General features: G+C 66.5%; 14 protein-coding genes. 7 read left to right on the top strand and 7 right to left on the bottom strand.

What is annotated here, in order from left to right; genetic code table 11:
- Positions 1-8: 8 nt before the first annotated feature.
- Genes ACIG5A_RS25495 through ACIG5A_RS25475 form a run of 5 tightly spaced genes read right to left on the bottom strand, consistent with a single transcriptional unit; the run spans position 9 to position 4,227 of the window.
- On the bottom strand, positions 9-812 hold the full coding sequence (locus tag ACIG5A_RS25495; RefSeq protein WP_397244217.1) for an ABC transporter permease: 804 nt from the start codon (positions 810-812) through the stop codon (positions 9-11).
- Positions 809-1,558: an ABC transporter ATP-binding protein gene (locus tag ACIG5A_RS25490; protein ID WP_397244215.1), complete on the bottom strand. Its 750-nt coding sequence runs from the start codon at positions 1,556-1,558 to the stop codon at positions 809-811. The genes ACIG5A_RS25495 and ACIG5A_RS25490 overlap by 4 nt, the downstream gene beginning before the upstream one ends.
- A 26-nt stretch (positions 1,559-1,584) precedes the next feature.
- On the bottom strand, positions 1,585-2,373 hold the full coding sequence (locus ACIG5A_RS25485; protein WP_397244213.1) for a polysaccharide deacetylase family protein: 789 nt from the start codon (positions 2,371-2,373) through the stop codon (positions 1,585-1,587).
- Positions 2,374-2,382: 9 nt separating this feature from the next.
- Positions 2,383-3,414 (bottom strand): ABC transporter substrate-binding protein, encoded by a 1,032-nt coding sequence (locus ACIG5A_RS25480; protein WP_397244211.1) that lies wholly within the window; start codon positions 3,412-3,414, stop codon positions 2,383-2,385.
- Positions 3,415-3,417: 3 nt separating this feature from the next.
- A complete protein-coding gene (locus tag ACIG5A_RS25475; protein ID WP_397244209.1) occupies positions 3,418-4,227 on the bottom strand; it encodes an ABC transporter permease in 810 nt (269 codons plus the stop codon).
- Positions 4,228-4,495: 268 nt separating this feature from the next.
- Between ACIG5A_RS25475 and ACIG5A_RS25470 the strand changes: the two genes are divergently transcribed.
- Positions 4,496-4,954 carry a 6,7-dimethyl-8-ribityllumazine synthase gene (locus tag ACIG5A_RS25470; protein ID WP_397244207.1) on the top strand — a complete coding sequence of 153 codons (459 nt, stop codon included), beginning with the start codon at positions 4,496-4,498 and terminating at the stop codon, positions 4,952-4,954.
- A gap of 23 nt (positions 4,955-4,977) precedes the next feature.
- Here ACIG5A_RS25470 and ACIG5A_RS25465 read toward each other — a convergent pair whose 3' ends face one another.
- A complete protein-coding gene (locus ACIG5A_RS25465; RefSeq protein WP_397244205.1) occupies positions 4,978-6,156 on the bottom strand; it encodes a lipase family protein in 1,179 nt (392 codons plus the stop codon).
- Between the two features lie 37 nt (positions 6,157-6,193).
- Positions 6,194-6,631: a cupin domain-containing protein gene (locus ACIG5A_RS25460; RefSeq protein ID WP_397244203.1), complete on the bottom strand. Its 438-nt coding sequence runs from the start codon at positions 6,629-6,631 to the stop codon at positions 6,194-6,196.
- A 592-nt stretch (positions 6,632-7,223) separates the two neighbouring features.
- Between ACIG5A_RS25460 and ACIG5A_RS25455 the strand changes: the two genes are divergently transcribed.
- The 6 genes from ACIG5A_RS25455 (at position 7,224) to ACIG5A_RS25430 (ending at position 16,666) form a co-directional block, all read left to right on the top strand.
- The gene (locus ACIG5A_RS25455) at positions 7,224-8,027 is read left to right on the top strand and encodes a BTAD domain-containing putative transcriptional regulator (RefSeq protein ID WP_397244201.1); all 804 of its coding nucleotides are present in this window, start codon (positions 7,224-7,226) and stop codon (positions 8,025-8,027) included.
- Between the two features lie 210 nt (positions 8,028-8,237).
- Positions 8,238-12,017, top strand: coding sequence for a nitrate reductase subunit alpha (locus ACIG5A_RS25450; RefSeq protein WP_397244199.1), 3,780 nt, complete (start codon positions 8,238-8,240; stop codon positions 12,015-12,017).
- A 10-nt stretch (positions 12,018-12,027) separates the two neighbouring features.
- Positions 12,028-13,668 carry a nitrate reductase subunit beta gene (gene narH, locus ACIG5A_RS25445; protein WP_397245890.1) on the top strand — a complete coding sequence of 547 codons (1,641 nt, stop codon included), beginning with the start codon at positions 12,028-12,030 and terminating at the stop codon, positions 13,666-13,668.
- On the top strand, positions 13,668-14,348 hold the full coding sequence (gene narJ, locus ACIG5A_RS25440; protein ID WP_397245888.1) for a nitrate reductase molybdenum cofactor assembly chaperone: 681 nt from the start codon (positions 13,668-13,670) through the stop codon (positions 14,346-14,348). The genes narH and narJ overlap by 1 nt, the downstream gene beginning before the upstream one ends.
- Positions 14,345-15,085: a respiratory nitrate reductase subunit gamma gene (gene narI, locus ACIG5A_RS25435; RefSeq protein ID WP_397244197.1), complete on the top strand. Its 741-nt coding sequence runs from the start codon at positions 14,345-14,347 to the stop codon at positions 15,083-15,085. The genes narJ and narI overlap by 4 nt, the downstream gene beginning before the upstream one ends.
- Before the next feature lie 174 nt (positions 15,086-15,259).
- Positions 15,260-16,666 (top strand): MFS transporter, encoded by a 1,407-nt coding sequence (locus ACIG5A_RS25430; RefSeq protein ID WP_397245886.1) that lies wholly within the window; start codon positions 15,260-15,262, stop codon positions 16,664-16,666.
- Positions 16,667-16,681 lie beyond the last annotated feature (15 nt).

The raw sequence follows: 16,681 nt of genomic DNA, 5'->3' as shown, positions 1-16,681 counted from the left end.
GCGAATACTTACTTGGCTTGCCCATGGCGCCACGGCATGGCGAGGAACTCCAGGGCGGCGAGAAAACCGGTGATCCCCGCGCCGAGCAGCGCGGCGGTCAGCAGCCCGGCATACATGCGTTCGGGCTGGAACAGCTGCCATGAGTTCCAGATCAAATAACCGATACCGCTGTTGGCCGCGACGAATTCGACCGCGATGACGACCGCGATCCCGAGACCGGCCGCGACCCGCAGGCCGGTGAATATCGCGGGCAGGCAGGCGGGAAGCAGCACGAAACACAGCGAACGCCAGCCCGTCGCCCGATAGGCCCTGGCCGCTTCCCTTGTGCGAGGATCGATCTGGCGCACACCGGCCAGCGTGTTGATCTGGAGCACGAAGAACACCGTGATCGCCACCGACAGAATCTTCGGTGTCTCCGTCAACCCGAAAATCAGGAGCAGCAGCGGGAGTACGGCCACCTTCGGCAGCGCGTACAAGGCGGAGAACAGCGGCCCGAGCGCCGCGGCGACCGGACGCCAGCACCCCATGGCCGCACCGACGGCGACACCACCCAGCGCACCGCAGAGGTAGCCGATCGACAGCCGTCCCATCGTGGCGTTCACATGCATGAGCAGCTCGCCGCTGCCCATCAGCTGAAACCACTTCGCCACGACCGCCGACGGCGGCGGAAACAGCTGGGCATCAATGAGATCCGCCCATGCCGCGAGCTGCCAGGCGGCCAGCGCCACGATCGGCGTGCCCACCGCGAGCAGCACATCGCGCCGACGCCGCCGACGCTCTCCGGCCAGGTGGACCTCGATCCCCGTACTCATCGGGCCAACGCCGACATCTCGGCCTCTTCCCGCAGCGCCGCCCAGATCCGATGCCGCAACGCACCGAATTCGGGGGTCCGCTCGAGCGCCAACCGCCGCGGGCGCGGAAAGGGAACCGTCAGTTCGTCTTTGATCCGGCCTGGCCGCGCCGACATCAGGATGACCCGATCGCCGAGGAGCAGTGCCTCCTCGATGCTGTGCGTGACAAGCACAACGGTCTTGCGTTCGGCTTCCCACAGGTCGACGAGCTGTTCCTGCATGAGCAATCGGGTCTGCGCGTCCAGCGCACCGAGCGGTTCGTCCATCAGTAGCGCGGGTGCGTCGAGGGCGAAGGCCCGCGCCAGCGCGACCCGCTGCCGCATGCCGCCGGACAACTGATGCGGGTACGCCCTTTCGAATCCGCGCAGACCGGTCCGCTGGATCCACTCCCGTGCCCGCACCGTGTACTCCGCCCAGCGCATCCCGGCCATCCGGCAGCCGAAGGTGATGTTGTCGAAGACGTTCAACCACTCGAACACCCCGTGCTCCTGGAACACGAACGCCGAGGCCGGAATCCGGCCGTTCGCCTCCGGCATCACCACCCGCCCCGAGCTCGGGGTGTCCAGCCCGCCCAATATCCGCAGCAGCGTGGACTTTCCGCATCCCGACGGCCCGACGATGCAGGTGAACGACCCCGGCGCCACCTCGAGTGACACATCGCGCAACGCCCACAACGGCTGCCGCCCGGCCAGAAAGGCCTTGGACACGCCCTGTGCCTCGAAGGCCACGGCGCTCAATGCCGCGGCCCGAAGACGTCGGCGAGCGTGACCGTCTTCAGGTTCCGCTCGTGGATGATCCGTAGCAGCTGGTCGTAGACCCGGGTGACCGGCTTCTGATTGGCATGCCCGATGACGATCGACTGGGCGGTGAAATACTTTCTGGCGTTGTCCACCAGATCCCGCTCGGTGATGATGCGGTGATCGCCGAGCGTGCCGTACCACATGGTCGGCACGGTGTAGCCGTGATCGGCGGCGATGCCGTCGACACGGGCGTCACGATATCCGTACGGCGGACGATAGAACGGTGTCCCGTCGACGCCGAAGTTGTTGCGCAGCAGCGTCTTCGTCCGCTCGAGTTGTGCGGCGACATCTGTCGCCGACAGGCCGGTCAGATCGGGGTGATCCCAGGTGTGGTTCCCGAGCTGGATCTGGCCGCTGTCCACCAGCGGCCGCAGCAGCGCCTTGTTGACCGTCCACGAGTCGTAGCAGGCCGTCACGAAGAAGGTGAACCGCGCACCGCTGTCCTTCGCGAAACGAACATAGGCCGCAACGACTTCCGCGTCGGTGCCGTCGTCGATGGTGAGCGCGATGTTGTTGCCCTTGCCGGGAATCGAGGACACCACGCCGGTCGGCGCCGGGCGATCGGCACGCAGGTGACGGATCACCGGATCGGCCGGGGCCGCGGCCGGACTCGGCGCCCGAGTCGGCGTCAGCCGATCGCTCTCCTCGGCCTCGGCCGAACAACCGGCCGCCAACGAGAACGCACCCGCGGCGAGCAGGGTCAATAAGATACGCCGTTCCATATATCCCTCTCAGCCCCGATCTCCGCCGGGCAGATAGTCGTTGGAGTAGGTGCGGGACAGGTCGATCTCGGCGCCTGCGACGGCCTGGTCGAACTGGGCGAGCACCTTGCGCACGGCCTCGGCGCCGTCGGCGGACATCACGCCGTCGTCCGAGAAACCGGACTTGATCTTGGCGATGGTCTCCACGTAGACCCCCCGGTTGTCCTGCGCGAACTCCGCGGGCATCCGCGCGGCGATCTCCTCGGCGGAATGCTGCTGGATCCAGCGCAGCGCCCGCACGATCGCCGTGGCGAGCCTGGTGGCGGCCTGACCGTTGTCGTCGAGCCACGCGCGCGTCGAATACAGAACCGACGCAGGGTATTTCGCGACACCGAAGGTCTGCTCGACGCCTTCGCCGCTGCGCGAATCCAGCAGGATCGTGACCTTGTCCGCGCCCGCACGCTGCTGCAGCGTCGAGAACGCGGGATCGACCATCACCGCCGCGTCGACGCGCCCGTGCTCCATCGCCGCGACGGCGGTCGCCGCGGTGCCGATCGCCTGCACGCTGACCGCGTCGGCCGCGACGCCGTGCTTGCTCAGCACATACTTCAGAAAGAAGTCGGTGGACGAACCCGGCGCGCTGACACCGACATTCGCACCGGCGAGGTCGGCGATCGAGGTGATCGGCTTACTCGCCGCCGGTGAGACCGCGAGCACGATCTCGGGTCGATTGAGCATCGTCACGAACGAGGTCAGCGCCCGGCGCTTGGCCTGCATCTGAATCGTGTGGTCGTAGTAGCCCGCGACGACGTCGAGGCTGCCGCCCTCCAACGCCTGCAAGGCTTTCGAGCCGCCCTGTAGGCCTTGGATGTCGACCCACAGCCCCTCCTCGCCGAAGTACCCCAGGCGCTCGGCCAAGGTCAGCGGCAGGTAGACCGGCAAGGTCTGCCCGCCGACTCCGATGGTGATGCGCTGGCCCGCATCGGTTTTCCGCACACAGCCACCCAGTGCCAGCACCAGGACCGCCGCCACGAGCACGGCCGCGCATCTGCGCCTTCTCATCGATCAATGCCCTTTCATAGACGCCGTGCCGTGGACGGGCTTCCAGCGAAGGAGATAGCGTTCGGCACGGTTGATTGCGAGGTCGATCACCACCACGACGGCGCACAGCACGGCCATGCCCGCGAACACCCCGGTGGTGTCGAATGTCCCCTCCGCCTGCGAGATCAGATAGCCGACGCCGCGGGAGGCGCCGAGGTATTCCCCGATCACCGCACCGATCAGCGCGAAGCCGACACTGAGCCGCAGGCTGGCGAGGATCCAGGTGAGCGCGCTCGGCAGCAGCACATGCAGGAGCAACTGCCGCTCGTTCGCGCCGAGCATCCGCACGTTGTCGACGAGCACCCGCTCGACGTCGCGCACGCCCTGGTAGGTATTGAAGAAGACGATGAAGAAGACCAGCGAAACGCCGAGCGCGACCTTCGACCAGATGCCGAGCCCGAACCAGAGCAGGAAGATCGGGGCGAGCACCACCCGCGGCAGCGCATTGCCCATCCGCACATACGGTTCGACCACCGCGGCGACGAATCGCGTTCGGGCCAAGGCGAATCCGATGAGCATTCCGGATGCGACGCCGATGCCCAAGGCCAGCGCGGCCTCCACCGCGGTGACAGCGAGATGCCGCCAGATCGCACCGGACCCGAACCAGTCGCCGAGGCGAACGGCGATATCGCTGGGCCGGGAGAAGAAGAACTCGTCGACGACGCCGTAACGCGCCGCCAGTTCCCAGCCGAGTATCAGCACGACACCGAGCGCGAGCTGAACGATCCGGATCGCCAGTACCCGCCCCCGAATATCAGTGGGCTGCGGCGACATCGGCGAACCAATCCTATCCGGCCCTGCGGGCCAAAGAAATCATCGGCCACGAATGCGCCGGGTTACCCATCCACACTATCCCGATCGACACCGAATTCAACCGCCGATACCGCTGCCTTTGCCGCGCCTTTAGACAGGCCGAATATCTCAAGAGCGGTTGCCGCACAACGTAATACAACTATCAAGCGTTGATTGACAGCGGCGAGATCCTCCGGTTCAATCGGCGCCGACAACACAGAATTCACCGCCGAAAACGACTGGATCACTTATGGAAACAGCACATTCACCGAGGATCGCGGTGGTGGCCGCGCGCTGGCACTCCGGACTCGTCGACCGGATGGTCGAGACGTTCGTGGAGCAGATGGGCAGGCAGGGATATTCGGGCATCGATGTCTGGGGAGTTCCCGGCGCCTTCGAAATCCCTTTGCACGCAAGGCGATTGATCGAGACACAGCGCTACGAGGCGGTGGCGGCCTGCGGTTTGGTCGTCGACGGCGGCATCTACCGGCACGAGTTCGTCGCCGACGCGGTCATCGGCGGCCTCATGCGTGTGCAACTCGACACCGGCACACCGATATTCTCCGGGGTGCTCACGCCGCACCATTTCCACGAGCACAACGACCACCGCGCCTTCTTCCTCGATCACCTCGCCGAGAAGGGCACCGAACTCGCCTGCGCCTGCGCCGAGACGCTGGCCGGGCTCGAACGGCTGGCGACCATCGAATAGCCACACCCACGGCCCTGCCGGATTTATCCGGCAGGCGCCGGGGCCAGCCAGCGGTCGACCGCCTGAATTCCATTCGGCACGAATGCACATGTCACATGCCCGCCGCAGGACAGCTCGTCCAACGTCACGTCGACGCCGCGGGCCCGCCATTCCTGCGCCAGATTCCGCACACCCGACAGCGGAATGAATTCGTCATCGATGCCGTGCCAGAAATAGATCGGTATTCGCGGCGCCTGCTGTCCGGCACGGGTATCGCGGAGAATGGCTTTCGCGATATCGGTGTCATACGGGGATCCATCGGTCAGCGCACCGATCGGAATCGGCGCCGGACCGAACAGCAGTCCGGCGTGCACACACGAGTTCTTGAACCGGGCCGCCAGCTCCGCGCCGACCGGGCTCAGCAATCGCAGCGCTTCCGGTGTCGCGCGCGCGACGCCGAACGCACCCATGAGGTAGAAGGCCGAGGCGGGCGGCTTCCCGTCCATCGTCGCGGGCAGCAGTCCGAGATCGGTCGGCGCGCCGCCGGCGGCCGCGCCGACCAGGTCGAGCTCGGGGGCATAGGTGGGATGCAGCTGCGCCGCCCACACGGTGGCGATGCCGCCACCGCTGTACCCGAGCAGCGCGACGGGTCCCGACAGTCCGGCGTCCGGCGATCGCAGCGCGGCCCGGATCCCGTCGAGCACCTCCCGGCCTTCGGTCGGCCCGTGCCCGTACGCCATCCGCGGTCCCTGATAGTCCGTCATCACCACCGCGTAGCCCCGGTCGAGCAGCTGCCTCGTCACATCGGGCGCTTCGATCGAGAACGTGTGGGTCAGCTGGTAGGAGGGATTGCAGGCGGCGCCGAGCCCGTCGATCGCGAAGTTGTTGCTCACGATCCTGCCGTTCCAGCCCGCCGGTTTCAGCACCGTGGTCAACGCGGCGATCGGCGCGCCGTCGGCGTCGGTCGATTTGAACCAGATCTGCCATGCCGAGAAGTGCGAGGTGAGCGCCAGCGGCGCACCGATCGTGACCGGCCTGGACGCCAGAATCGTGCCGTTGGCCATCGCGTTCGTCGTCGTGAATCGCTGATCCAGATACGGGTCACCCGAGGGATCGGGCAGGAAGCGCGTCTCGTCGAACGCCTTTCCCGTTCCGGCCGCCGACCCCTCGGTGGCAGCGGCCGGAACGTGCGGCGCGAGCAGCAGCAGCGCCCCCACCGCCATAGCCGATATCCGCCGGAACGAACGACTGGTGCATCGATCACGCAAAGGGGCAGCCCGGGTTCGGCGCGTCCTCGAACAGCGGGCTGCCCTTGGGCAGCACGTAGAGCACGTCGAGCACGACCGGCTCGGTGCCGATATTGCGGCCCATGTGGGTGTATCCGTGCCCGCTCGGCTCCGCGATCGTGGCGCCGGGCCCGTACGTCCCGTCGACCTTGCAGGACGAGTCGTAGTGGGTCAGCGTGCCGCTGCGGATCACGCCGTAGAGGTTGCCGTCGTGGAAGTGCCAGCCGGTGCTGCCGCCGGGCGCGATCGTCAGCTCGCGCAGGGTGTAGTCGGTGTTGCCCGCGGTGAAGGCCGTGAGCGTGGTGGCGGTGATCCCGCCCGCGGGCGTCGCGTGCGCAGGCCCGGTCGCGATCGCGGCGTGACCAGCGAGGACGACGGCACCGGCAAGCACGCCGCGCAGAAGAATTCGCATACCATCCCTAAGTCTCGGTAGGTGACCGCACCGCTGCGCAGCTACCGCCGACTCGCTCGAATCCAGCAATAGGGCGCCCACAGACGGGGTCGCGGTGACGAAATCCGACGATAGACGAGGTTTATATCGCACGGCAACCCCGCACCTAAAGCGCTACTAAACAGCAGTGCTCACAGCAAGCATCCGGCAATTGGTCAAAAAGTTGACAATATCAGACCCGCCAAAGTGACGCCCTGATTATTCCAGGCGGAAGCACTGATAAGGTTCAGCACAATAGTGACGCTCGGGCCCGTCCGTAGTATTGTCGCCAGGGCCGATGAGAACAATGCCGCATCGCCAGTCGGCACGCCGGAGAGGACAGGTATGAGGAACGCCGCCGCCGACGCGCGAATCACGTTCTTCCGGAACAGGTTTCGGCGTTCCGCCGGGCGCCCGCGCCACTATCCGCGCACTCGGCCCCTCCGCGGGGCCCCGGCCACCGCCGATGGCGACCGCGACGGCGCCTCCCACGTGTAGCAGTCGACCCGGCCCATCGCGGCCACTTCGGATACCTGCACAGAGCCGACTTATGCGTGAAAAGGAATGTGCCGTAGTGAGATTTGAATTGTTCGGACGTGTGCAGATCAGGAAAGCAACGGCGAGCGAGCCGATGTATTTCTCGGCGCCGAAGGTGGAAATAGTTCTGCTGACGCTGATGGCGAATGTCGGCAAGGTCGTCTCGGTGCAGCGGCTGACTACCGAGATATGGCAGCAGGACCCACCGATCCGCGCGAATGCGACTGTGCACGTATACATCTCGCAATTGCGCAAACGGCTGCGCGCACTCGACCCGGCGGCGGAGCCGATCGTCACGGTACAACCGGGCTATCAGCTCCGCGTGCCCGCCGACCGCACCGATCTGCACGACTTCCGCGAGGAGGTCAGGCGCGGGCGCGAATACGCGGCGGCCCAGCAGCACGACAAGGCGATTCCGTTGCTGCGCAGCGCACTACGCCGCTCACGGGGCACCGGCAAACCGCCGTACGTCCAGGGTCCCGTGCTCACCAGCCTCTACACCTGGCTGGACGAAACGCGGCTCGACTGCAAGGAGACCCTCGCCGACAGCATGATGACGATGGGACAGCATCGCGAACTGACCGGACCGCTGCAACGCCTGGTCTGCCAGCATCCGCTGCACGAGGCGTTCTATCGCCAGCTGATGCTCGCCTATTTCCGCAGCGGTCGCCGGGCCGACGCGCTGCTGGCCTATCAGGTGCTGCGCTCCCGGCTGCAACACGACCTCGGGCTCGACCCGAGTTCCGCGGCCCAGGAATTGCACCGGTCGATACTCGACGGCGACGAGGCCCTGCATGACGTGTTAACAATTGTAAAGCGCGAGAGAACGAGCGGTTTCTAAAGCTTCACAGACAGCGGGCGAGCACCCCGCCGAATGCCCTGCTCATAGCGGTGCCGCGGGTGAATCGCCACGTCAGTGCGTGGCGGCCGCAACGGGCGAGCAGCGAGGTCATGACTGCCAGATTGCGTCGACCTCACTGCTCTCCACGTGCGGTTTTGGGTTGTGAGGCAACCGTTTTGCCACCCGTGCGCGGCTACTTACAGTCCCCTCATGGTGCCTTCGCGAATCCAGGGTTCCGCGCCGAGCGACCCGACTGTCGACAGCGATGCGCTGTTACGTCTCGGGAAATATTTTCAGCGTGGCGAGGTGTCGGCCGACCAGCGCAGCGTGCACAAGGTCGGCGGCCGGTCCGCGGACGAGTTCTACCGTGACCGCTGGTCGCACGACAAGGTGGTGCGCTCGACCCACGGCGTGAACTGCACCGGGTCGTGCTCGTGGAAGATCTACGTCAAGGACGGCGTGATCACCTGGGAGTCGCAGCAGACCGACTATCCCTCGGTCGGCGCGGACAAGCCCGAATACGAGCCGCGCGGCTGCCCGCGCGGCGCCTCGTTCTCCTGGTACACCTACTCCCCCGCACGGGTCCGCTACCCGTACGTGCGCGGGGTGCTACTGGAGATGTACCGGGAAGCCAAGCAGCGGCTCAAGGATCCGGTGCTGGCGTGGGAGTCGATCGTCGAGGATCCGGCGAAAGCGAAGCAGTACAAGGCCGCTCGCGGCAAGGGCGGATTCGTCCGCGCCGAGTGGTGGGAGGCGACCGAGATCGCCGCCGCCGCGCACGTGCACACGATCAAGAAGTACGGCCCGGACCGGGTGGCCGGGTTCTCCCCCATTCCCGCGATGTCGATGGTGAGCCATGCCGTCGGCGCCCGGTTCATCTCGCTGCTCGGCGGCTCGATGCTGTCGTTCTACGACTGGTACGCCGATCTGCCGGTCGCCTCGCCGCAGGTGTTCGGCGACCAGACCGACGTGCCGGAATCGGCGGACTGGTTCGACGCGAGCTATCTGATCATGTGGGGCTCGAACGTGCCGGTGACCCGCACACCCGATGCGCACTACATGACCGAGGCGCGTTACCGCGGCCAGAAGGTGGTCGTGGTCTCCCCCGACTACGCCGACAATACGAAGTTCGCCGACGAGTGGGTGCCTGCGCGACCGGGAACCGATGCGGCGCTTGCCATGTCGATGGGGCACGTGGTGCTCAAGGAATTCTTCGTCGACAAGCCGACACCGCGGTTCCTCGACTACATCAAGCGCTACACCGATCTGCCGTTCCTGATCTGCCTCGACGAGCACGGCGGCTGGACCGCCGACGGCGACTACCGCGGTGACGGCACCGTGCCGGGGAAGTTCCTGACCGCCGCCGATCTCGGCCACACCGGGCCGGGCGCCGAGCACAAGATGGTGCTGCTCGACGCCACCGGAGATCCGGTGGTACCCAACGGATCACTCGGCCACCGATTCGGCGCCGAGGACGCGGGTAAGTGGAACCTCGATCTCGACGGCGTCGATCCGCTGCTGTCGGTATACGACCTGCCCGGCCGCCGCACTGCCGAGCTGCGGCTGCCGCGCTTCGACACCGATGCGCCCGCGACGGTGGTGCGCGGTGTCCCCACGATGACGCTCGCGGGTAAGACCGTGACGACCGTATTCGACCTGCTGCTCGCGCAATACGGCGTCGCGCGCGACGGGCTGCCCGGTCGGTGGCCGAGCGGATACGACGATGCGGCCGAGCCGTACACGCCCGCCTGGCAGGAGACCATCACGGGTGTTCCCGCAGTGCAGGCCGCGCGGATCGCGCGCGAATTCGCCGACAACGCCGACCGTTCCGGCGGCCGGTCGATGATCCTGATGGGCGCGGGCACCAACCACTGGTTCCATTCCGATCAGATCTACCGCGCGTTCTTCACCCTCACGCTGCTCACCGGCTGTCAGGGCGTGAACGGCGGCGGCTGGGCGCATTACGTCGGCCAGGAGAAGTGCAGGCCGGTAACCGGTTGGTCCACACTGGCTTTCGGCCTGGACTGGCAGCGGCCGCCACGGCAGATGCAGGGCACCGTGTTCTGGTATCTGACCAACGACCAGTGGCGCTACGACCCGTTCACCGCCGAGACCTTCGCCTCACCGCTCGGCCGCGGCAAGTTCGCGAACCGGACCGCCGCGGACAATATCGCGCTGGCAAGCAGGCTCGGCTGGATGCCGAGTTATCCGACGTTCGACCGCAATCCGCTCGATCTGGCCGACGAGGCCGCGGCCGCGGGCAAGGAGGCGCCGAACCATATCGTCGACGAACTGAAGGCGGGCAGGCTGCGCTTCGCCTGCGAGGATCCCGATGCGCCGGAGAACTTCCCGCGCGTGCTCACCGTGTGGCGGGCGAACCTGCTCGGTTCCTCCGGCAAGGGCAACGAGTACTTCCACCGGCATCTGCTCGGCGCGGACTCGAACCTGCAGACCACCGACGCCACCGGCGTGCGGCCGCAGGAACTGGTGTGGCGCGACGAAGCGCCGACCGGCAAGCTCGATCTGCTGCTCTCGCTGGACTTCCGGATGACCTCGACCACCCTGTTCTCCGATATCGTGCTGCCCGCGGCCACCTGGTACGAGAAGCACGATCTGTCCTCCACCGATATGCACCCGTTCGTACACGCCTTCTCCCCCGCCATCGCGCCGCCGTGGGAGGCCAGAACCGATTTCGACGCCTTCCACCGCCTCGCGCGCGGCTTCTCCTGGCTGGCCGAGAAGCATCTCGGGACACGCAAGGACGTCGTCGCGGTGCCGTTACAGCACGATTCGCCGGACGCGCTCGCGCAGGCAGGCGGCCGGGTGCTGGACTGGAAAGCCGGTGAGTGCGAGCCGATCCCGGGGCGGACGATGCCCAAACTCGTTGTCGTCGAGCGTGATTACGCCAAGATCGCGGAGAAGATGGCGGCGCTCGGCCCGCTCGTCGACAGCCTCGGCGTGACCACCAAGGGTGTCACCACCCATCCCGATGTCGAGGTCGGCTACCTCGCCGGTGTCAACGGGACCGTGGTTTCCGGTGTGGCGCAGGGTCGTCCGTCCCTGGCCAAGGACACCCACGCCGCCGAGACCATTCTCGCGCTGTCGGGCACCACCAACGGCAGGCTCGCGGTCGAGGGCTTCGAGGCGCTGGAGCGGCGCACCGGCACGCGGCTGGCCGATCTGGCCGCCGAACACGAGGGCAAGCGAATCACCTTCGCCGACACGCAATCGCGCCCGGTGCCGGTGATCACCTCACCGGAATGGTCCGGCAGTGAGACCGGCGGCCGCCGGTATTCGCCGTTCACCATCAACACCGAGCGGCTCAAGCCGTGGCACACCCTCACCGGCCGCCAGCACTTCTACCTCGATCACGACTGGATGATCGAGCTCGGCGAGCAGCTGCCGATCTTCCGTCCGCCACTGGATATGACGGCGCTGTTCAGCGAGCCCGGCGTCGGCCAGGTCAGCGAGAACGGCGTCACCGTCCGGTATCTGACCCCGCATTCGAAGTGGTCGATCCACTCCGCCTACCAGGACAACTTGCACATGCTCACGCTCTCGCGCGGCGGTCAGTCGATCTGGATGTCGGAGCGCGACGCCGCGAAGATCGGTGTGGCCGACAACGATTGGATCGAGGCGATCAACCGCAACGGCATCGTCGTCGCCCGGGCGATCGTGTCGCACCGGATGCCCGAGGGCACGGTGTTCATGTATCACGCGCAGGACCGGGCCGTCGACGTGCCGCGCATCGAAGGAACGGCGGCGCCTACCCACCCCGTCGGCTCCGCCGACCGCCGCCCCCAGGTAGACGACGCGCGCGGCAAACGCGGCGGCATCCACAACGCGCTGACCCGCATCATGATCAAACCCTCGCACCTGATCGGCGGCTACGCCCAGCAGTCCTTCGCGCTGAACTACCACGGCCCCACCGGAAATCAGCGCGACGAGGTCACAACCATTCGCCGCCGCTCGCAGGAAGTGGAGTACTGACATGCGTGTCATGGCACAGCTCGCCATGGTGATGAACCTGGACAAATGCATCGGGTGTCACACCTGCAGCGTCACCTGCAAACAGGCGTGGACCAATCGCGGCGGCACCGAATACGTCTGGTTCAACAATGTGGAAACCCGTCCTGGACAGGGCTATCCGCGGCAGTACCAGGATCAGGAGAAGTGGAAGGGCGGCTGGACGCTCACCAAGCGCGGCAAGCTGACCCTGAAGTCGGGCTCACGAATGAAGCGGCTGCTCAATATCTTCGCCAATCCGGACCTGCCGACGGTGTCGGACTACTACGAGCCGTGGAGCTACGACTACGACAACCTGCTGTCCGCGCCGCCGATGGACACCGTCCCGGTGGCCAGGCCCAAATCGCTGATCACGGGCGAGGACACCAAGGTCACCTGGGGCGCCAACTGGGACGACGATCTCGGGTCGGGTCCGGAGCAGGTCGGCAAGGATCCGCTGCTCGCCCGGCTCTCCGAGCAGGTGAAGCTGGAGTTCGAGCAGACCTTCATGTTCTATCTGCCGCGCATCTGCGAGCACTGCCTGAATCCGTCGTGTGCCGCGTCCTGCCCGTCCGGCGCGATCTACAAGCGCGCCGAGGACGGCATCGTGCTCGTCGACCAGGACAAGTGCCGTGGCTGGCGTCAATGCGTGACCGGCTGCCCGTACAAGAAGATCTACTTCAACCACAAGACCGGCAAGGCCGAGAAGTGCACCTTCTGCTATCCGCGGGTGGAGGCGGGCATTCCCACGGTGTGCTCGGAAACCTGCGTCGGGCGGCTGCGCTACATCGGCGTCATGCTCTACGACGCGGACAAGGTGCTCGAGGCGGCCTCGGTGACCGAGGACAAGGATCTGTATCCGGCCCAGCTCGGGGTGTTCCTGAATCCGCACGATCCGCGGGTCGTCGCGGCGGCGGAACAGGCGGGCATCTCGCCGGATTGGATTCAGGCGGCCCAGGATTCGCCGATCTACAAGCTGATCGTCGACTATCAGATCGCGCTGCCGCTGCATCCGGAGTATCGCACCATGCCGATGGTTTGGTACGTGCCACCGCTGTCCCCGGTGGTGGACGTGCTCGCCGAGACCGGCCACGACGGCGAGGACGCCGCGAACCTGTTCGGTGCCATCGACGCGCTGCGCATCCCGATCGAGTACCTGGCGGAGCTGTTCACGGCGGGCGATATCGGCCCGGTGCGCGCCGCGCTGCAGCGGCTTGCGGGGATGCGCTCGTTCATGCGGTCGGTCAATCTGGGCGAGGAGCCCGATCCCGCCATCGCGCCGTCGACCGGGCTGGCGCCGGAGGAGATCGAGGCGATGTACCGGCTGCTCGCCATCGCCAAATACGAGCATCGCTACGTCATCCCGACGGGCGCGGGAACCCGTGCGCACGAACTGGATTCGCTGGCCACCGGATGCAGCCTCGACACCGACGGCGGGCCGGGCATGACGGCTTTCGACGCCATGGCGGAGAAGTTTCACCTCACCGACGCCAATGACGCGGCGCCGGAGCAGAAGTCGACGCGGATCAACCTGCTGAACTGGGACGGGAACTCCACCGACGGCCTGCTGCCGCCACCCGCGCACACCAACGGCACGGCGGCCGAGCCGGCCACCCCGCTGTCCGGCGGTCGATGATGGGACTGCTGAAGCTGAGCCGCCGCGTCGAACCCGTGGCGCGGATGGACGAACGGGATCGCCGGATGGTGTGGCGGCTCGCCGCGCTGCTGCTGGACTATCCGGCGGCGGAGACCTTGGCGATGACCGGCGAACTGCGTAGTGCCGCAATGGCTCTGCCGGATTCGGTGGCGCCGCGGCTAGTGGAGTTCCTCGCACATCTGGACGCCGTCGCGCCGATCGAACTCGCCGCGCGCTATGTCGAGACCTTCGACATGCGCAGGCGAAGCAGCCTGCACCTGACGTTCTACGCCTACGGTGACACCCGCAAGCGCGGCATGGCGCTACTGCGCTTCAAGCACGCCTATCGGCACGCGGGCGTCGAACTCGGCGATCGCGAACTGCCCGACCATCTGCCGGTGCTGCTGGAATTCGCGGCGACGGTCGACCCGATCGGCGGCGAGCGGCTGCTCGGCGAGCACGTACCGGTGCTCGAGCTGCTGCGATTGTCCCTGTCGGACAACAACTCTCCCTACGCGCACCTGCTCAGCGCGGTACTCGCGACGCTGCCGCCGGTGACCACCGCCGACCGGCGGCGCATCGCCGAACTCGCCGCGGCGGGCCCGCCCGAGGAAGAGGTCGGGCTCGACCCCTTCGCGCTGGATCCCACCCTGTTCGCCGGATCGGAAGGCCGCCGATGAGCTCGAGCCTGTGGCTGATACTGCCCTACATCGCCTTCACCTCGTTCGCGCTCGGTCACCTGTGGCGCTACCGCAACGACCAATTCGGCTGGACGACACGGTCTTCGCAGATCTACGAGAGCAAGCTGCTTCGGCTGGGCAGCCCGCTGTTCCACTTCGGCATGCTCGGCGTGATCGGCGGGCACGTCCTCGGCGTGCTCATCCCGCAGTCCTGGACCGACGCCGTCGGCATCTCCGAGCACCTGTACCACGTGGTCGCTGTCTCGGCGGGCTCGATCGCCGGGCTCGCGGTCGTCGCGGGCATCGGGATCCTGCTGTACCGGCGCTGCACCGTGCCCGCGGTGCGACGGGCCACCACCCGCAACGACAAACTCATGTACGTCCTGCTCACGGGCGCGCTCGTCACGGGTCTGCTGAATACCGTCGGCAGCAATCTGCTGTGGGGCACCTACAACTATCGCGAGACGGTATCGCCGTGGTTCCGCAGCCTTTTCACGCTGCATCCGGAACCGGAATTGATGGTCGGCACACCCTGGACCTTCCAGGCGCACGGGATAATCGTGCTCACGCTGATCGGCATTTGGCCGTATACCCGGCTGGTGCACATGTTCAGCGCGCCGATCGGCTATCTCACGCGTCCGTACATCGTCTACCGGGCCAAGGCCATCGATCCGCCGGACAAACGCCGCTACTCCCGCGCGTGGGAGGCACCGGTCACACCGCCGGCTCGACGCTGACCATTACGAAACCTGTTGTCTCACAATGAATAAGCGCGCGATGTGATCTCACATCGGCCGAAAGGTATTGGTGCGCAACCATTGACGCGGACGACATTGCGCGAAGCATGACCGCAACACCCGTTTCCTACCTTGAGGTCAACCGAATTCTGGGAGGCCTCGTTGAGCACACTGATGCGCAATCGCGACATCGAGAACTGGAACGCCGAAGACGTCGACGCCTGGGAGAACGGCGGAAAGGAGATAGCCCGCCGCAATCTCGTCTGGTCGGTCTTCGCCGAACACGTCGGATTCTCGGTGTGGTCGATCTGGTCGGTGATGGTGCTGTTCATGCCGACCGATGTGTTCCATATCGATCCGGCGGGCAAATTCTTCCTCGGTGCGGTACCGACGCTCGTCGGCGGCGTGCTCCGCATCCCCTACACCGTCGCGACGGCGAAATTCGGCGGGCGCAACTGGACCATCGTGAGCGCGACCGCACTGGTGATTCCGGCACTGCTCGCGCTGTATTTCATCAACCAGCCCGGCACCTCGTACACCACCTTCCTGATCGTGGCGGCGTTCGCCGGACTCGGTGGCGGCAACTTCGCCTCATCGATGGCCAATATCAACGTCTTCTATCCGCAGCGGCTCAAGGGCTGGGCGCTCGGGCTCAATGCCGGCGGCGGCAACCTCGGCGTTCCGGTGATCCAGCTGATCGGCCTCGCCGTCATCGCGGTGCTCGGCAGCTCCTCCGGCAACGCCTCGGCGGTGTGCCTGGTCTACCTGGTGCTCATCGTGATCGCGGCCACCGGCGCCGCGCTGCGCATGGACAACGTGCGCAACCAGAAAGCGGACCTGTCCTACATGGTCACCGCGCTGAAAGTGCCGCAGGCGTGGGCGATCGCGTTCCTGTACATCGGCACCTTCGGCTCGTTCATCGGCTACAGCTTCGCCTTCGGCCAGGTGCTGCAGATCAGTTTCAAGGCGGGCGGCGCGACGGCGGCCGCCGCGGCGCTGCACGCGGCGCAGATCGCGTTCATCGGCCCACTGCTCGGTTCGCTGGCGCGGCCGTACGGCGGCAAATGGGCCGACCGTTTCGGTGGCAGCCGGGTGGCGCTGTGGAGCTTCGTGGCGATGATGGCGGCGACGGTCGTGGTGGCCACCGCGAGCACGGTCGCCGACGGCAACAAGCACGTGCCGAGCGGCGGGGTGATGGTCGCGCTCGTCATCGGGTTCATCGCGCTGTTCGTGGTGTCCGGCATCGGCAACGGCGCGGTCACCAAGATCATCCCGTCGGTCTTCGACGCGAAATCCAAGAGCCTGCAGGCCACTCCGGCCGTTCAGGCGGCCTGGTCGCAGAACACCTCGGGCGCGCTGATCGGTTTCGTCGGCGCGATCGGAGCGCTCGGCGGGGTCGCCATCAACCTGATGCTGCGATCCTCGTACGCCGCAACGCATTCCGCGACCAGGGCGTTCTGGGTGTTCATGGTCTTCTATGTGCTCTGCGCGGTCGTGGCGTGGGCGGTCTTCCTGCGACGGCCGCACCCGAGCTCGTCGATGCCGTCCCCCGCGCCGGTGACCGCACCGGCCCACGTCTGAGCACGTATTCGACGG

The sequence above is a fragment of the Nocardia sp. NPDC052566 genome, from assembly GCF_044547285.1.
Classification (GTDB): Bacteria; Actinomycetota; Actinomycetes; order Mycobacteriales; family Mycobacteriaceae; genus Nocardia.
This window is presented reverse-complemented; position numbering and strand designations above follow the sequence as displayed.